At 46.0% G+C, this 17557-nt stretch carries 16 protein-coding genes; 9 read left to right on the top strand and 7 right to left on the bottom strand.

The genetic code is table 11. From position 1 onward, the window contains the following. Positions 1-11: 11 nt before the first annotated feature. The 4 genes from ACOGW3_RS26865 to ACOGW3_RS26850 all read left to right on the top strand — a co-directional run bounded on the left by ACOGW3_RS26865 (position 12) and on the right by ACOGW3_RS26850 (position 2550). The gene (locus ACOGW3_RS26865; RefSeq protein ID WP_419901077.1) at positions 12-1244 is read left to right on the top strand and encodes an ISL3 family transposase; all 1233 of its coding nucleotides are present in this window, start codon (positions 12-14) and stop codon (positions 1242-1244) included. Continuing rightward, positions 1220-1558, top strand: coding sequence for a DUF2269 family protein (locus ACOGW3_RS26860; RefSeq protein WP_419906000.1), 339 nt, complete (start codon positions 1220-1222; stop codon positions 1556-1558). The genes ACOGW3_RS26865 and ACOGW3_RS26860 overlap by 25 nt, the downstream gene beginning before the upstream one ends. Positions 1559-1712: 154 nt before the next feature. Continuing rightward, on the top strand, positions 1713-2168 hold the full coding sequence (locus ACOGW3_RS26855) for a PAS domain-containing protein (RefSeq protein WP_419905735.1): 456 nt from the start codon (positions 1713-1715) through the stop codon (positions 2166-2168). 142 nt (positions 2169-2310) lie between these two features. Next, positions 2311-2550, top strand: a complete 240-nt coding sequence (locus ACOGW3_RS26850) for a YdcH family protein (RefSeq protein ID WP_419905734.1) — start codon at positions 2311-2313, stop codon at positions 2548-2550. A gap of 56 nt (positions 2551-2606) precedes the next feature. On the opposite strand, the gene ACOGW3_RS26845 is transcribed toward ACOGW3_RS26850, so the two are convergent. The 7 genes from ACOGW3_RS26845 to ACOGW3_RS26815 all read right to left on the bottom strand — a co-directional run bounded on the left by ACOGW3_RS26845 (position 2607) and on the right by ACOGW3_RS26815 (position 11124). Then, on the bottom strand, positions 2607-3278 hold the full coding sequence (locus tag ACOGW3_RS26845; RefSeq protein WP_419905733.1) for a Fe2+-dependent dioxygenase: 672 nt from the start codon (positions 3276-3278) through the stop codon (positions 2607-2609). Positions 3279-3408: 130 nt separating this feature from the next. After that, the gene (locus tag ACOGW3_RS26840; protein ID WP_419905732.1) at positions 3409-4512 is read right to left on the bottom strand and encodes a DUF1513 domain-containing protein; all 1104 of its coding nucleotides are present in this window, start codon (positions 4510-4512) and stop codon (positions 3409-3411) included. Further along, positions 4502-5623, bottom strand: a complete 1122-nt coding sequence (locus ACOGW3_RS26835; RefSeq protein ID WP_419905731.1) for an imelysin family protein — start codon at positions 5621-5623, stop codon at positions 4502-4504. Before ACOGW3_RS26835 ends, ACOGW3_RS26840 begins: the two co-directional genes overlap by 11 nt. Next, positions 5623-7161, bottom strand: coding sequence for a di-heme oxidoredictase family protein (locus ACOGW3_RS26830; protein WP_419905730.1), 1539 nt, complete (start codon positions 7159-7161; stop codon positions 5623-5625). The genes ACOGW3_RS26835 and ACOGW3_RS26830 overlap by 1 nt, the downstream gene beginning before the upstream one ends. 127 nt (positions 7162-7288) lie before the next feature. Further along, positions 7289-8575, bottom strand: a complete 1287-nt coding sequence (locus ACOGW3_RS26825; RefSeq protein WP_419905729.1) for an imelysin family protein — start codon at positions 8573-8575, stop codon at positions 7289-7291. A gap of 295 nt (positions 8576-8870) precedes the next feature. Then, positions 8871-9350 (bottom strand): bacterioferritin, encoded by a 480-nt coding sequence (gene bfr / locus ACOGW3_RS26820; protein ID WP_419905728.1) that lies wholly within the window; start codon positions 9348-9350, stop codon positions 8871-8873. Positions 9351-9699: 349 nt separating this feature from the next. Beyond that, on the bottom strand, positions 9700-11124 hold the full coding sequence (locus tag ACOGW3_RS26815; RefSeq protein ID WP_419905727.1) for a PLP-dependent aminotransferase family protein: 1425 nt from the start codon (positions 11122-11124) through the stop codon (positions 9700-9702). Between the two features lie 16 nt (positions 11125-11140). Here ACOGW3_RS26815 and ACOGW3_RS26810 point away from each other — a divergent pair, with 16 nt between their 5' ends. The 5 genes from ACOGW3_RS26810 to ACOGW3_RS26790 all read left to right on the top strand — a co-directional run bounded on the left by ACOGW3_RS26810 (position 11141) and on the right by ACOGW3_RS26790 (position 17404). After that, complete coding sequence (locus tag ACOGW3_RS26810) at positions 11141-11827, top strand: LysE family translocator (RefSeq protein WP_419905726.1); 687 nt, start codon at positions 11141-11143, stop codon at positions 11825-11827. A gap of 472 nt (positions 11828-12299) precedes the next feature. Then, on the top strand, positions 12300-13742 hold the full coding sequence (locus ACOGW3_RS26805; RefSeq protein ID WP_419905725.1) for a short-chain fatty acyl-CoA regulator family protein: 1443 nt from the start codon (positions 12300-12302) through the stop codon (positions 13740-13742). Positions 13743-13862: 120 nt separating this feature from the next. Continuing rightward, a complete protein-coding gene (locus ACOGW3_RS26800) occupies positions 13863-14246 on the top strand; it encodes a response regulator (RefSeq protein WP_419905724.1) in 384 nt (127 codons plus the stop codon). A 55-nt stretch (positions 14247-14301) separates the two neighbouring features. Beyond that, complete coding sequence (locus ACOGW3_RS26795) at positions 14302-14658, top strand: hypothetical protein (RefSeq protein WP_419905723.1); 357 nt, start codon at positions 14302-14304, stop codon at positions 14656-14658. Further along, the gene (locus ACOGW3_RS26790) at positions 14648-17404 is read left to right on the top strand and encodes an ATP-binding protein (protein ID WP_419905722.1); all 2757 of its coding nucleotides are present in this window, start codon (positions 14648-14650) and stop codon (positions 17402-17404) included. Before ACOGW3_RS26795 ends, ACOGW3_RS26790 begins: the two co-directional genes overlap by 11 nt. Positions 17405-17557 lie beyond the last annotated feature (153 nt).

The raw sequence follows: 17557 nt of genomic DNA, 5'->3' as shown, positions 1-17557 counted from the left end.
AGAGCAGGTATATGACAATCAACATCTCGCAGCATATTTTAGGCCTCAAAGGGCAACGTGTAAATGAAATTAAACTGGATGACGGCGGTGTTAAGATTGTCATTCACTGCAGCCGAGACGCGCGTAGGAGGGCTATAGACCCTGCTACAGGCCAGAAGGGAAGCATCAACCAGCATGTCCGCCGACAAGTAAACGACATCCCCCTTTTTGGGTATCCTTGTGTGGTCGAGATTGAGCTGGCGCAGGTTTATATTAACAAGGGCGAACGCCGCATTGAGGGGTGTGATTTTGTTGATAAAGGGTGCCGTTTCACTCACCGATTTTGCCGACTGATCAGTGGATTATGTCGGCATATGTCTATTCAAGCGGTTTCCAGACATTTGGATATACGATGGGAAACGGTCAAGAATATCGACAGGGCATACCTTATTGAAACTCTCCCTACGCTTGATCCTGCAGAGCTAACTGGCTTGGAATATATTGGTGTAGATGAAGTTGCCCGGGCGAAAGGTCATGACTACATGACGGTGGTCTACGATATGGTTGGCGGTCATCTGATCTGGGTTGAAGCAGGCCGAACTGCCGAGGTTTTTTCAAGGTTTTTGAAACAACTGCAACCAGATACAGCCTGCAAAATAAAGGCCGTAGCGATGGATATGGGGCCTGCCTACCAAAAGGCTGTCAGAGAGTCCTTGCCGTTGGCCGACATAGTATTTGACCGTTTCCACGTCATGAAAAACTACAGCAAAGCTATCCATAATCAGCGTCGACTTGAGTTCAGAAAGGCCGATCCAAGTGGTAAAGAGTTGATGAAAGGGACACATTATCTGTTGCTCAAAAATGCGGATAAGTTGAGTGAAAAACAAAGTGACAAGCTGCAAAGGTTGCTGGAGAGCAATAGCAACCTGAATGCACTTTACGTCTTGAAAGAACAGCTTCAGCTGCTGTGGAGTGCCGCTTCATTTGAGGCGATGGCGGAGCAACTGGAACGTTGGTGCCTGATAGCAGATCAGTCACAGATGCTCTATCTAAAAAAGTTCGCGAAATCCCTACGGAAACATTGTGTGGGCATCTGCAACTACGCCAAACACAAGCTCACAAGCGCCAGGATAGAGGCTGGTAATGTCAGTATAGGAATGATCCGTAAGCGAGCCAGAGGCATCAAGGATACCGAATACTTCAAACTCAAAATTAGACAATCATCCATTCCAGATAATCAATCTATGCTCTATTTGAAATCCTAAATCTACTCAACAAAGCGGAGAAGTGCCAATTTTTGACCGGTTTAGCCCTTATGCATCTAGGCGGTTATGATTTAACCGATAGCTGGATATATTGGGGTCTTGGCTTATATTTCTTTGCGGGAATATGCTGGTTGCCCGTGGTGTGGATGCAGATAAAAATGCGAGATCTCATAGGTCAGTCGCTGGAAACGGGCGAGGATTTATCCACTCGTTATTGGGCGATGAACCGTTGGTGGATTATCCTGGGATCACTCGCTTTTCCCGCTGTTGTAATTGTATTCTATTTGATGGTTTTCAAACCAGAGTTTCCTTGAATTGAGCTTTATTAAGCTGGGATAATCAAGAACGTCTTATATAGAGGCAGATAATCATGGTTATGAGCCTCTATTAAGAAATATTAACAAGATTGTATTAAAGTACGCGATAGATGGTTTGGTTCTCTCTTAGTAAGGTTGGAGAGGTGGTCGGGTGCAGAAGTTAGATACTTACAAACACCTAGAGATTGATAGTGCTCACCTTATGGAGTTGCTGCGCTATTGGAAAAGCGTGTCTCCTTATGGAGGCCTGCCTGGGCGGCAGGATATCGATCCGCTGAACATTCCCCATATCCTCCCCTATTGTGAACTGCTGGATGTCCATTTCGACCCTCTTGATTTTGAGTATCGGTTGATTGGAACAAAAATAGATGCCATTTCTCGGGGGAAATATACAGGACTCAAAGTAAGTGAGATTCCAACTCAGATTGCTCCAAGTTTGGTGTATGAGCTCTATCGTAGAGCGGTAGATCAGAAAGCTCCAGTAAGGACCGTTCTTCCTTATATTGGTGATGAACCTGGAATCGTTGAGGTCGAATGTCTTGTTCTTCCTCTTGCAAGCAATGGCAGTGATGTTGATATGCTGCTTGGAGGCATTGCTCTGAATTGAGTCGAAATCGGGTTAATCTTTAAATCGAATATTGCTGTGCTTTTCTTATCCTCATTTTAGACCCTGTTGACCTAAGTCAATGTGAATCCGTTGTGTTTCTCCTATTCTCATAATTGTAGATGACAGTTATGAGGGAGTGAGAATGTCTCAGCATACACCGCATGGACTTTTGGAAGAATTTCCAGAATTCAAAGACAGCATTCGTATCAAGAAGCAGTCTGATGCGCATTTTGCAAAGTTGGCAGATGATTATCATCGGATTAACCGTTTGGTACATCGGCATGAAAGTGAGATCGAAGCTCTGAGTGATGAACATATCACTGAGATCAAGAAGGAACGCTTAGCACTGAAAGACACGCTTCACTCGCTCCTAACCGTTTAATTTACTTGTTAAATTCCCCAAGACAACTTGGCTGCCTTTTTAGGCAGCCTTTTTTTTTAAGGTTCCGCCCAAAGTCTGAGAAGATTGGCGTGGCTTTTGCTCAAAAGATCAAATTCTGTCGTTTTGCCTTCACGATTAAATATTGCCCGGCGTGTTGTGTCGATATCGAAGAGGATTTCGCGATGTTCTGCAGACCGGACAAGACTTTGTATCCAGCTGACAATGACTTGTCTTACACCTTTGGTAACCGGGGCAACTCGGTGGAGGGTTGTGGAGGGATAAACAATGGCTGACCCCGCTTCCAGTTTAAATTTTTGCTCTCCGACTGAGCTGTTCATAACGAGTTCACCGCCCTCGTAACTTTGAGGGTCGTTTAAAAAAACGGTGAAAGAAATATCGGTCCGAAAGCCACGGTCACCCCCCATGACTGCGTCATCAATGTGGTTACCGTACTCCATTCCTGGTTCGTAGCGACTAAAGAGAGGGGGGCGCATTTTGCGAAGGAGGGTGGCTCTCGAAAAAGTACCGTTTTGGCGTATAGACTTATTGAGTATGGCAATGGCCTGGCGCGCCACCTTGTCATTTCCGGCAAGTTGTTGGTTGTTCTTAACCAGTTTTGCATGCCAGCCTGCGGTTAATTTTCCGTCTTTAAAACTGCCTTGTTCCAGCAACTCATTGATTTGGGTAAGATCAGCTTTGTTTATAAGATTTGGAACTGTAATTAACATTAACCCTGCTATCCCCGAATTTATATCATAAAACGATTGGGTGACTATAGCCTGAAGGTCGTTAATTAACGATGGCTAAAAGGAGGGACCTTACTTATAAGAAGGCGAAGGATGATTGGTGAACATGTTCTTATAAGCTTGTGAGGTGGTTATCCCAGGCATAATCTGAATTTTGATGTATAGCCCGTTCTTCTTGCCAAAGGTTTCCGCTTCCATCTGAAATCACAAAACTTTCACCAAAACCCGCAACGCCACCAGCATCCTGTCGCTGGATTGTTTTAGCAAGTGTGCCATCAGCACTGTTCCATAACGCAATTGCATTACCACGAGGGGCCGAAGTCGCCACAAGTGTCCCAGATGCATTCACCGCAACAGAGCCAATGTAATGGTTCATGCCAATATAGGTTTTGGGATCCGATATAGGTAAAATTTGTTTGCCGGGGCGTTGGCTCGCAACCAGGCTTAAGCTGTCGGTCGGACTGCCTTCGTATTGACCGCCAATCCATAGGGTACCATCACCGGATTCTGCCATATGCCGCAAAGAGAGTTGGTAGAATTCACGGGGTAATCGTGCCCGAGAGAGTAATTTTCCATCTCTGGCGTCCAGGTAGCTGATAGAGGGTTCCATGGTGGAGATGTTTAACTTTTGTCTCGGATAATCGGGGTGGGTCAGTATGCCCCCATTGGCAACAGCTATGGTTGTTCCATCCGACATGAGTAGTGCCTCATGCGGACCAATGCCGTAGGTTTCGATCTGTGATACGCGTTTAAAGTTATCCGCGGCGTCGTATATGCCAATAATGCCGCGCTCGTTTTCATAATCGTTTTCGGTGGCGTAGAGTAATTTTCCATCGTTCGAGAAAAAACCGTGGCCGAAAAAATGATGTCCTTCAGGTGGTGTAAAAGCGGTACGTTTTTTTAAGTTCAGTAAATCAAGGACCAGAGCAAAACGCCCAGGTCGGCGGGCAAAAACGACAGCTAATTTTTTATTGGGAGAAATCGTCGTTGCATGGCCGCGATCGTTAAGCCTTTCACTGAAGAGTATAGACCCCCGGTCATCGAGGACTGCTGCTGAATAGTGCCCCGATTTATCTTTGCGGGCGGCTATAAAAGCAGGGGGGCTGGATTGAGTTGCCGGAGAAGCGTTCGAGATTTTGGCAAGGGGAAGTAGAGCACTTGTGAATATGCCTGATGATGCCAACCCTGCTATGAATTGTCGGCGATTAATCTCCATCGAGCGAATTAAACCCCAGACTAAGACCAAGTTCTGCTGGAATAAGGTCTGTTGTTACGTTTTTAGCCCCTTCAAGAGGGATGAGGAGGAAGTTCAGCGTTTTGTGGGCATCCTCGTTCTTTACCAGTTCAACCCATGGCGCTGATCGCTGCTCTAATTGGGTTAAAAATTTATTTGTTTGTTCTAGTTCAAAGCCTAAAGATTTGGTGTATCGAGGTGTGAAAGATCCAAGGCCACCCGCATTCAACAGCTGTGCAACCGAATTCAAATTCTCTTTTATTGCATGTATTGTTAGGTTTGATCGCCAAAGTGGCGCTCGTTTGGGTTTGGATTTCTCAGGGGTGCTTTTGATCGAGTTGTGGATTTTCAGATCACGTACGCTTTGGATCATTTCACTTGAGACCCGAAGCAGATCCTGAACAACTTCCTCTTGGGTTCTGTAAACAGGGTTATCAGAGCCGGGATTGTACATCAGATCGGCATAGCCATTTGGTTTGGACCAATCCTTGGAAATGTCCAAAGCAGTTCGTCCCATAGCCTGGCTAATTGTTTCGCCGTATTTGCAACGGTAGCTCTGAGCTATCCCCTCGGACAAGAGATCTGCGCCTTTGCCAAAGAGAACGTATTCAAGGGCAAGAAGGCCCTGTACAGCCACACTCTTGGTTCGAAGGGTTTCGTATGAAAGTGCGGTTTGATTTTCTGTGTCTATCAATTTTCGAACTTGTTTGAGTCCAATTGATTTACGATCAGGCCAAAAGAATAATTTTTCCTGGCGATTGTTTTTTATGGCAGGGCCAAGTCGAAATATTTCAACCGACGCCCACGCGCTAACGAGGTTTTTGTATCCTTTGCGTGCTTGGATCAGGTTGTTCAGATTGGGACTTTGACAAAGATTTGAAATTGATCGTTCTTCTGTGTGGGCCGCTATCCGAAGGGCCTCGTAGCCAGGAAGAATAGAACGTTCGATCACCTGTTTTATCATAGGACCAAAGTCAGGCTTTGGTTCCTGATCGTCGCTGAGATCTTGAGCCATAGCACTGATGGGCAATACGCAAAAGCCGACAAGAATTAGGAGTGCTTTTTTGGAATTTTGAAATGGGTTCGATAACATCAAAGAGATTCCAGAAATTTAAGTAAAGAGCGGCGCTCTTCGGGTGTCATATCGACAACGGTGTCACGTGATGCCTGAGCTTCTCCGCCATGCCAAAGTATAGCTTCTAACAAATTACGGGCTCTGCCGTCATGAAGAAAGTAAGTGTGGCCGTTCACGGTTTCAGTTAAACCAATGCCCCAAAGCGGGGCTGTGCGCCACTCGCGCCCGGTTGCGTCCCCTACAGGACGATTATCTGACAAACCTTCGCCCATATCATGTAATAGCAAGTCGCTGTATGGCCAGATCAGCTGGAAAGACAGTTCTTTTTGCCCTGCATCGCGTCGGGTAACGTACTTGGGTTGGTGGCAGGCAATACAACCAGAGTTGTAAAACAGCTCTTTACCTTCAAGCACTTTTGAATTGTTCACGTCACGTCGTGCGGGAACGGCAAGGTTCTTTGAGTAGAACACAACAAGATCCAGGACTTTTTGGGGAGCTTCTCCTTCGCCGAGGTTCTTTTGGTCACCATCTGGCTGAGAAAGACAGGTTGGTTGATTAACTGTGCAATCACCCCAAGGATTAGGCACATCTGGTGTGGAGAGACCGATGTCGCCAGCAAAGGCATTTGCGGATTGCGTATGGACGTCAATATTTGAGGCTTTCCAGCCAAAGCGACCGAGAACTTTCTGTCCGCTTGACGGGTCAAAAATCAGACTTGGCTTTCCTGAAATACCGTCTTCATCGCGATCTTCTGGATCTGCGAGAGCGAGAATATCCTGTTCGTGAATTGCTTCCAGTAATCCAAGGCCAATCATCGGTGGGGCGACCCGTGGGGAGAGCATGACATCAGGAGCGAGGTCTCCATAGGCCAACTCTTCTACGCTATAGCTTGGTGTTCTTAGGGAAGCTGTTTCGCCACCGTTTAAAGTAATGGTTTTTTCTTGATAAGAAATACGCATTTTGCCTTCGGCAGGTAGGCCCGTTACCGCTTGATCCTGGAGCTGCCCACCATAGGTAGGTTCAATAATACGGAGACGGGTTCCTGATTTAATCGCATCTATTTCATCCGCTGTTTTTGGAGGAACCGAAAGGCGGAGGAACATCGACGTGGCGATGTCCTGGTTACTTTCTGGTGGATGGCCGCGTCCGTCTTTTAAGTGGCAGCGCTGGCAAGATCTGGCATTGTAGAGAGGGCCAAGACCATCCGAAGCTTTGGTTGAGGAGGGGGATGCGACCCATATTTTTTTAAACAGGCTATTGCCCAGTTTAAAGTCACGCTCTCCTTCAAAGCTCAAATTCCCAGAAGAGTGTGAGAAGGCTTTATCATTTGGTTTCTTTTTAGAGGTCGCGGCACCAGCAGATTTTTGTTCGAAATTTTCCGCTTTGGTGAAATCTGTTGTTGGTTTTGTGACCGATGATACACGGGCTTGGTCAGTTTTTGTGAGGTCATTTCGTAAATAACTAGGAGCGGAATTTGCAATGACACCAGCTGAAAAAACGATGGCAATTGAAACCGTGCAGCAGAGGATCAATTGTTTATGAATAGAAGCTGGCATTGATAATTACTTTTTCTTTTAAATACGTGAAATGGGCAATCCAAAACAGGATTGCCCACAGTACTATCACAACAATTAGATGAAAAAATATGAGCACTTGGTCGCAGTACCCATATTTTTACGTGCCTTAATTGAAGACTGAATTTGGACTGTCGAGGCTGTCTGAGCCTTCAACTTCAATCTCGGAAAGACCAAGAGCAACAACCGCACGTTCAATAGAACGCGTTTGGTTGATGAGGCCATCAATGGCAGCTTGTACGACTGCATTACCGACAACATTTCCTTCGCCGATCATCTGGTCATAAGCTTCAATGCTTTCTGCGCGCGCTTTCATCACAGCCATGGAAGACACTGTGCTGTCCAATTTGCCAAGGAGTTCAGCATCCGCTGCGGCATCCTTAGCTTTTACGAGATCAGAAATGGATGGGCCGCTTACTACAGAACCATCTAGGCGACGGTAGTGGCCGGTATATACATTACGAATACCAATTTGATCGAAGTAGTGAGAATTGTGCGTATTGTCAGAGAAGCAATCGTGCTCTTCTTCAGGATCATTCAAAAGCAGGCCAAGCTTCATGCGTTCACCAGCAAGTTCACCATAAGAAAGGGATCCCATACCGGTGAAGATTGTTGTTAAACTTGCTGAAGGATCTTTTAGAAGGCCAGTTCTTGCTTCGCCTTTGGTTTCCCAATTCGCGGTCATTTCTTCGAGATCAGAGATCAGAAGTGTAGATGCAGACTGGAGGTACTGGGCACGGCGGTCACAATTTCCACCGGTGCAGTTTTTTACATCAAAGTCGGTTGCAGGACGGTTACCTGCTCCTGCACCATTGCCGTTAAGGTCTTGTCCCCAAAGAAGGAATTCAATCGCGTGATAGCCGGTTGCAACATTGGATTCTACTTCTTCAGCTTCGTGAAGAGTTTCAGATATCAGTGTTGGTGTAATCGCTGTTGCATCAACTGCTTTACCGTTTACGGAAAGCTTTGCATTGGCAACAACGTTGACTGTGTAAAGAGCATTTTCGTCTGATTCGTCGCCGTAAGATGTGTCGACATAATCGATCAGGCCTTCATCGAGAGGCCAGGCATTTACGCGGCCTTCCCAATCGTCGACAATTGCATTGCCAAAACGGTAAACTTCGGTTTGTTGGTAAGGAGCACGTGCCGCAACCCATGCTGCACGTGCGGCGTTAAGAGAAGCATCGGATGGGGATGCAATCAGAGTATTGATAGCACTATCCAAAGCTTTTGCAGATGTAAGTGAATCCTGATAGCCGGCAAGAGCTATGTCCGCGTAATTTTTGATAACACTATTTGCATCAACATTACCTGCAAAGGCGGTGCCTGCGCCTATTACAGAGAGGACAGTTACAGTGCTCGCTACACGAGCGGCTTTTTTCAGAGCGTTGCTCATTTTTTTCCCATTCACAGTCGGGGCATTTCGCAAAAGCGGATAGCCGAGGCGGTAAGCTTGAAGCTCAAGCAGAAAGCAAGAGCGGTTGAGTATTATTCGCAACAACTATCACGAATGAGAATGAGTTGCAATTTTGAAAATGCATTTTTTAGGGGAAAATGCATTTTTCCCTAATTTGACTGTAAGGTTTCTAGCCTGATCGACAAAGGGAGGGGGAGCCGGTTAATGGTGGGCATAAAAAAAGGCTGATACGTGAAGCATCAGCCTTTTGAAATGGAATTAACCGTTTGTAATTTTAGTCGTCGTCAGACTGGCTCTGAGATTGAACGTAGTTCTGGATGCCGACGCGTTTGATAAGCTCAAATTGTGATTCGATGTGATCCACGTGCTCTTCTTCGTCGATTAGAATTTGCTTAAGAAGTTCGCGGCTGCCGTAATCGTTGACAGATTCACAATGTGCAATACCTGCTTTGTAAACTTCAACGGCTTCCAGTTCACCAGCGAGGTCGCACTTAAGAATTTCTTCTACGTCTTCCCCAATTTTCAACTTGTTTAGGTTTTGAAGATTTGGAAGGCCATCAAGGAGAAGGATACGGTCCATGAGTTTGTCTGCGTGGTGCATTTCTTCAATGGATTCTTTGTATTCAAACTTGGCGAGTTTTTCTACTCCCCAATCCTTGAGCAATTTTGAGTGCAGGTAATATTGATTGATTGCAGTAAGCTCGTGGGTCAAAGCTGTATTAAGATGCTCAATGACTTTTTTATCGCCCTTCATAATGGGGTCCTCGCTTTGAATTAATGTTAGAAAGGAAAAGAAATTTCCTTGAAATGATTGTTATTATCTACTTTAGAATCTTTCCAATAATGTAAATTGTTTCTCTGAATTATCAAGTAAAATTTATATGAAATGATAAAATGATAATGATTATCAATTACGAACAAGAGAGGTTTTGTAACCCTTAAGTATAAGTGAAGTATGGTTTTGGTAAATGATAGATTTGTTTTGAAGTTTTGAGTAATATTTAAGAACTAATTTTTTAATAAATACTTAGCTCCAGTAGAAAATATGATTTTTTTGTAAGTTATCAATCTAAATGAAATACTAAGTATAACTTGATTTGATTTTAGAACATTTCGTAAACATCTTCATTTGGAGTTGATAGAATTGCTTTCAGTTTATGTAAGGCAGTTTCGAGCGTACTGGTTTGCTTTGGAGCCATGATAGATAGGCGGATATTCTGATGTCCTGAATGGCTATTGTTTGCAAAGCGATGCCCCGCCATTACGTGAACACCACAGATCTCGGCCCTTTTAACAAAGTTCTCAGCGGAGATGGTTTCTGGCAGTTCTATCCATGCATGAGAACGACAAATATCCAAGCTTTTAACTTTCCCTCTCAGCATGGTTTTGGTGAGCTCACTGCGTTGATCTGCTTGTGCTTTAACTGTTTGCGGCATGTTGGTTAAATCATCTCTTCGACCCGCAATTTCTACGGCGGCAGTGACCAGTATTGGGGAGACCATCCAAGTCTGAGCCGTAATTCCCTGAGCCAATAACATGGTGATATGTGGCGGTGCTACGGCAACTCCGATACGCAAGGAGGGGGTTATTCTTTTTGCCAGACCTGTAAGGTAAATAGCATTATTTGGGAAAAGGGAGGCGTAAGGTGCTGGGGCCTCTGGGTATAAATACCCGTAGATATCATCTTCAATAATGAGAACGTTATGCCTTTCGGCAAGAATACCAATTTCGTTTCGTCTTGATAATGGTGTGGTGATGCATGTCGGATTGTGCCCTGTTGCGGTGGTCACCAAGATACGTATGCGGCCTTCTATACAGAGCTTCTCAAACGATTTAGGGCAGATCCCCTGGTCGTCAGTCTTCACAGTAATGCTGGAGAGCCCCGCTTGAGAAAGGGCCGCAGATATTCCGGGATAACTTAATGGCTCGATACAGACGTTGTCCCCTGGAGAGGTGAGCCTGCTAAGGGCTGTGAATATTCCGTTTTGGGCACCGTGGGTAATGACTATGCGTTCGTTGCTGATGTCCTGAAGAGATGCAGGCAAGAATTGTCGCATTGCTAATTTTTGTGAGGGGTCGCCAAACCCATCTCTGTAGGTCATCAGGGTTAGAGAAGATGCTTTTTCTGCAGCTCTTTTTAAAGCCCAGCGAATAAGGTTTTCCCCCCAGTCGTTAGCGATAGCGTTCATCCCCAAGTCTATATAGCCAACATCGTTGGATTTGGAGGTCGCTTCAATAGTTCTTGGGCTGGGGAGTATGATATCAGCGCCAATTTTTGATTTTTCCTGAACGAAAGTGCCGCGCCCAACCTCCGCAACGACAAGGCCTTTTCTCTCCAGTGAAGTGTAAACCCGTGACATTGTTCCAAGACTGCACTTCGCATTCCAGGCTGCAATCCGTAAGGGGGGGAGTTTTTCTCCTGGTTCTAAAGTGCCCTCACTAATCGCCTGTTGAAACAGGGTTTCAAGTTGTACGTATTTTTGGCCCTCGATCGGTGCTTGTTCTGATATCAGAGATAATATTGTCATAGGAACAATATAATAATTGTTCAATGAACAATACAAGGTAAGTTTTGGATATCTGATTGTTAATAGAGAATTTGATGAAGGAGACGATCTCATGGCACCAGAAAATATCTTACCTGCGATCGTGTTTGCAGCAGTCATGTCTGGAACACCCGGTCCGGCTAATATGATTCTTATGGCAACAGGGGCGGCACTTGGATTTAAGGGAGCACTTCCCTTTACCTTCGGGGTTCAAAGCGGTTTCTTTCTGGTTCTGGCCGTTGCCGCTTTTGGGGTTACGAGTTTGTTGGATGGTTTTCCGGCCTTGGCACCGATTATTACAATCGCGAGCAGTTGTTATCTGCTGTATCTTGCCTGGAAAATCGCAATGTCAGATATGAGTAAGGCATCGGGCGGGGCGAAAGTGAAAAGTGTTGGTTATCTGAACGGTCTTATTGTTCACCCTATGAACCCCAAGGCATGGTTGATGGCGACGACTGTTTTTGCCCAGTTTACCAATCAGGAAAATCCGGCCTGGGAACAGTGGCTCATAATGTGCCTGGTTTTCATCGTGGGCGGATTTCCGACTAACTGTATTTGGTGCTGGGGAGGCGATAAAATTATCTCTGCCATACAAAGTCCGAAAAAGAGATTGGCGGTAAATATATTTCTTGCAGTCTCAACAGTGGGAATTGTGGCTTATATGGCAATGGGACAATTTGCTTGAGAGGTGGGGGTAAGAAAAAGCGAGAGAGGTTAAATCCTCTCTCGCTTGAGTAAGGTCGATAGAGCTTCTCTGACTACAAAGTTGGCGGTAATCAGATCACCTATATCTTTGGTGTACGTCTGTACTGCTAAGGTCAAACACACTTACCTCGTGCACAGTTACCAAAGATTCTTAAAACCCGTCGTGCCGTATGTCGTCTTCAAAGGCTAACAGCCGACAGGGAGTAACAAAGGCCGATAAGCCTAAAACTAACAATGTCAAGTACAGGGACCGTCTTGTTCGTTCTTAAGTGAAAGCTAAGGGGATCTTGGTGAGGGGGCAATAAGGCATTGCCAATTTTTGCAAACTTTGTAAATATATTTAAGTAATTACGCTTAGATTTGTGAAAGTTGTAAATTCGATGGCGCGTCAGATATTTGCAGGTCGTAAAATTCGACATTTGAGAAGCCAGATAGGTCTAACACAGATCGCAATGGCGACGCAGTTAGGTATTTCTGCTGCTTACCTCAATCTTGTAGAGCATAACCAGCGGCCTTTATCAAGAAAGTTGCAAAAGAGGCTGGAAGACGCTTTTAATATTAAAGAGGGAGAGCTTTCCGGGGGAGAAGAGGCCCGGTTACTTTCCGCTCTCAATGAGCTTTTTTCAGATCCCTTGTTTGATCGTTCGCGCCCTGATGGTTCCGCGTTGGGAGATTTTGTTGCCGTTCATCCCGAAATCAGCCGGGCTTTATTGCGGCTTTATCGAGCTTTTCGAAATGCACGTGAAGATACTTTGCGGGCACGTGAAGTCATTTCCGCGGATCCATATTTTACCGATACCAGCCATAAACTGCTTACTCAGTTAACATCGATCCGGTCATTTGCAGAGATTCTTCAAGACAATGATGATCTGTCCGATCATCAGCGCGAGCGCTTTACAACAGTACTTGTGGATGAAAGCCAAAAGTTAACTTTGATGGTCGGAGAGCTGTTTGATTTTATTAACGGTGAGTCCAAACAATCGTCAGTTCTTAGTGAAACGCCAACGGATGAAGTGGTGGATATGCTTTCTGCCAATGACCATTATTTTCCCATTTTGGAGCAAGCGGCAGATCAATTACGAGAACGCCTTGGGGATCCAAAGCCTTATGGGCTGTTTGACGCCCTGGCTGGATACCTTGATCGACAGCTTGGTATTAAGGTCGAGATTGTCACGGTCTCTGCTCAATCATCGCTTAAGCGAGGCATGTGGGAACTCGAGGGAGAAGATGGTGGCACGCTTCGATTAATGGAAACCCTGTCGGTGAGTTCACTTAATTTCCGTATGACCCGTATAATCGCAGAGGTCGCCTATGCGGATGTGCTTGATAAAACTCTTTCCGACGTAAATGTCAGTGGCGAAGAGGCGAGATCTTTATGTTTAAAGGCTTTGGGGAGCTATTTTGCGGGGGCTTTGATGATGCCCTACACCCAATTTAGAGAGGCCGCCCTGGAGTTGCGTCACGATATTGACCTGCTGCGTCGCCGCTTTCGAGTTGGTTTTGAGCAAGTCTGTCACCGGCTGACGACACTGCAAAAGCCGGAAGAGGAAGGTGTGCCATTCCATTTTATCCGTGTGGATTTGGCGGGGCAGATTTCTAAACGATTTAGTGCATCCGGCCTTCGGATACCAAGGTATGGAGTGCTTTCGCCCGACTGGGGGGTGCAGGATGCCTTTCTAAAGCCAGGAAGGATAAACCTGCACTCGTTACGAGCTGAGGATCAGGGTGTTTATTTTTCAATCTCAAAAACGGTCACAAAGCCAGGGACCATGGTTGGGCAGGCAGGCAATACATTTGCTGTAAGCCTTGGGTGCGAAGTGTCTTTTGCCAAGCATGTGGTCTACGCAGATGGCCTGGACTTTGCGCACCCTGACAGTGTGCTGTTGGGAGCGTAGAAGTAGAATTGTTTTGGTGAGTGAAATCACGCCTTGGCAAAGCAGACAGCCTGATTGTAATGTATGTGCCACAGGGAATACGAAATAAAGAGATAACCGGATAGCAGAGAAGGGCAGAAAATGCCTCATACGGTTCTCGTGGTCGAGGACGAGCCTCATATAGTCGACTCACTGAGCTTTCTGATGAAGAAGGCCGGCTTTGAAGTCTTTATTGCGCGCGATGGTGATGCGGCCTTGCGGATGGTGGAAAGTCGTCCGCCAGATTTGATGCTGCTTGATATCATGTTGCCAAGGCGCGATGGCTTTGAAGTTTTGAAAACAGTGCGTTCAAATCAGGCGTTGCGAGACATGCGGGTCATTTTATTGACCGCAAAAGGGCGTGATGTGGATCGGTTAAAGGGGATGGAACTCGGGGCGGATGATTTTGTAACGAAGCCTTTTTCGACAAAAGACATCGTCCGTTTGGTTCGCCAGCAACTGGGCGTCGAGGAAAAGTCAGCTTAGTTTCGTTATGGTGCAGTCAATCAGAGAACTTGTTTAACCCTTGAAAGGAGGTTTTGTGAGCCGCTCAGGTGATAGAGGGGAACGGAGTATTGCACTCTTCCTGTTGGCCTTACTTCTTTTCAGTCCGCTAATATTATCGATCTTTAACCAGGAAGATTTGTTTTTCGGCCTGCCACCTCTTTATGCTTATTTATTTACCGCCTGGGGTGGAATAATTGCTGCTGTAGGTTGGTCTGCTTCGCGAGACAAGGATAGTGTCGAGCCATATGAGCAGGATAAAATAGCGACTTCCTCTTATGAAATATCAAGCGACCCATCCATAAAAGATTCGGATCAAGCCTCCCAAAATAACCTCCGCCAAAGTGAGGCCTATGGGGATAAGAATGTGAAGGATGACCGGGATGCTGGTTGACTGGATCATAATCCTCTCTTCGATTTGTTATCTCCTTTTGTTGTTTGCTGTAGCCTTTATCGCTGATAAACGCGCTGAAAGGGGGGCGGGGATCACATCACACCCCTATGTTTATGCGCTGTCTCTCGGTGTCTACTGTACATCGTGGACTTTCTATGGATCGGTGGGTCGGGCAGCATCCAGTGGTCTTGATTTTCTGCCGATTTATATTGGGCCGACATTGGTGTTTGTCCTGTGGTGGCTTGTTGTCAAAAAAATTATCCGGATAACCAAGGCTCACCGTATAACCTCTATTGCTGATTTTATCTCTTCTCGATATGGCAAGAGCACCCCTTTGAGTGTGCTTGTAACGGTTATCGCGGTTGTTGGGATTGTCCCTTATATCTCCCTACAGCTTAAGGCGGTGGCGACCAGCTTTAACGTTTTGAAGCTCTATCCAGATGTTATTGCGCCATTGAATTCTCCCCCCATCGCCACGGTCGCTGATACAGCCTTTTGGGTTGCTTTGGTTCTGGCAATTTTTGCCATTCTTTTTGGAACCCGTCATATCGATAATAGTGAGCATCACGACGGTGTTGTGGTGGCAATTGCTTTTGAATCAGTCGTCAAATTATTTGCATTTCTCGCTGTTGGTATCTTTGTCACCTTTGGCATCTATGATGGATTTGGTGATCTTTTTGCCAAGGCGGCGCTTAAGCCAGAGTTGCTACAGCTCATGACCTTTCAAAAAGAGGGGGCCTATACGACTTGGGTTACCCTGACGACCTTGTCTATGGTTGCAGCGGTATGTTTGCCGCGGCAATTCCAGGTCATCGCTGTCGAGAACGTGAACGAACCAGAACTCCGTAAGGGGGTTTGGCTTTTTCCGCTCTATCTTTTGGCGATTAATATATTTGTTCTGCCAATTGCCCTTGGTGGTCTTCTGCAATTCCCTGGTGGGGATGTAAATGCTGATACCTTTATCCTCACCCTGCCAATGGCACACGGTCAGGAGTTGCTTGCTCTTCTCGTTTTCCTTGGCGGCCTTTCTGCTGCGACAGGGATGGTGATTGTTGCGACAATTGCCCTGAGCACAATGGTTAGTAATGACTTGGTTATGCCTGTGTTGCTGCGATGGAAATGGTTGGGCTTAAGGGAAAAAAGTGACTTTACCGGGGTTCTCTTATTTGTCCGCCGCAGCAGTATTATTCTTATCCTGTTGTTTGGTTATGCCTACTTCCGTTTCCTAGGGGAAAGTGATGCTCTGGTAACCATTGGTTTGATATCCTTCGCAGCAGTATTTCAGTTTGCACCTGCAATGCTCGGCGGGATGTTCTGGAAGGGTGGCAACCGCCTAGGTGCTTTAACAGGGCTTTCTCTTGGGTTTGCTGTATGGGCCTATACACTGCTTCTGCCCGCTTTTGCGAAATCCGGCCTCCTGCCAATTACCTTTATTGCAGCCGGACCGATGGGGCTGGAGTTCCTTCGGCCTTATGAGCTGTTTGGTCTTCAGGGGCTGGATCATTTAACCCATGCTCTTTTCTGGACCACGACATTTAACCTTGGGGCCTATATTTTTGTTTCCCTCTATACCAAACATTCAGCACTGGAACGGGTTCAGGGAGCTTTGTTTGTTGATGTGTATCGATACGCGGATCAGGGGCCACGTTCACAAATTTGGCAGGGGTCCGCTTCTGTAGAAGAGTTATTTAACCTCCTTGTGCGTTTCTTAGGCCGTGCGCGAGCCGATCGTGCTTTTAGCGGTTATTTCCGAGATCGTGGTTTGGAGCGTCGACGTGTTACTACCGCAGATGCTGATTTAGTTAACTTCACAGAGAGGTTGTTGGCAGGCGCGATTGGTGCCGCTTCGGCGCGTGTAATGATCTCTTCTGTTGTGAAGGGGGAAGTCGTCAGAATTGAAGAGGTTATGAAAATCCTCGACGAAACCTCTCAAGTTATCGAATACAGCCAGAATCTGGAGCAAAAGTCCCAGGAATTGGAAACAACAACAAGCCAGTTGCGAGCCGCAAATGAAAGGCTACAGGAGCTAGATCGCCTCAAAGATGAATTTCTGTCGACAATAAGTCATGAGCTTCGAACTCCTTTGACCTCCATTAGATCCTTTAGCGAAATTCTGAGTGATCATCCAGATCTGGATGAGGAAGAAAAGAGTAGGTTTCTTGGCATTATCGTGAAGGAAAGTGTCAGGTTAACGCGTCTGATAAATCAAGTGCTGGACCTCGCCAAGATTGAAGCGGGGCAAATGGAATGGCTGGTTGAAGATCTTGATGTCCCTCAGGTCGTTGAAAATTCACTTGATACGATGACTGCTATTTTGAGTGAGGGAGAAATTGATTTGGACGTTGATTTCGCCCCTGACCTACCCCTGATTAAGGGGGATCGAGACCGTCTCATGCAGGTTATCGTCAATCTGTTGTCGAATGCTGTTAAGTTCTGTAGTGACGAACAAGGGTGGGTAAAGGTATCCGTTTCTAGCCAAGCAGAAGAAATGATCATTACCGTCTCAGATAATGGAGGAGGGGTGCCTTGGAGTGCCCGGGAGCATATCTTTGAGAAGTTCCACCAAAGTCGCGAAGGCCTTGCTGATAAACCGCACGGAACAGGATTGGTATTGAGTATTTCTCGTCAAATAATCGAATATTTTGGCGGTCGGTTAGAGCTGGTGGAAACCAGTTCCAAAGGCTCTGTGTTTGGTGTGTTCCTCCCCCTGAGGCAGCCTGTTAAAATGGAGAAGGCAGGTCAGTAACGCTTTCAATTAGGGGGCTTTATGATCGTTAATATCAAAATAGGCTACTTAGATTTTTTCATCATGAGATAGGTAAAACGCCCTTTGACACTGTGATGGGTTTGCACAGCAATCATTGATAGGGTAAAACCGCTTCAACGCAGTACGCTGCAA

Origin of the sequence: Kiloniella sp. (assembly GCF_965205715.1) — a bacterium.
In the GTDB taxonomy this organism is placed as follows: Bacteria; Pseudomonadota; Alphaproteobacteria; order Kiloniellales; family Kiloniellaceae; genus Kiloniella.
Note: the sequence above shows the minus strand (reverse complement) of the source record. Positions and strands in the feature narration are given on the sequence as shown.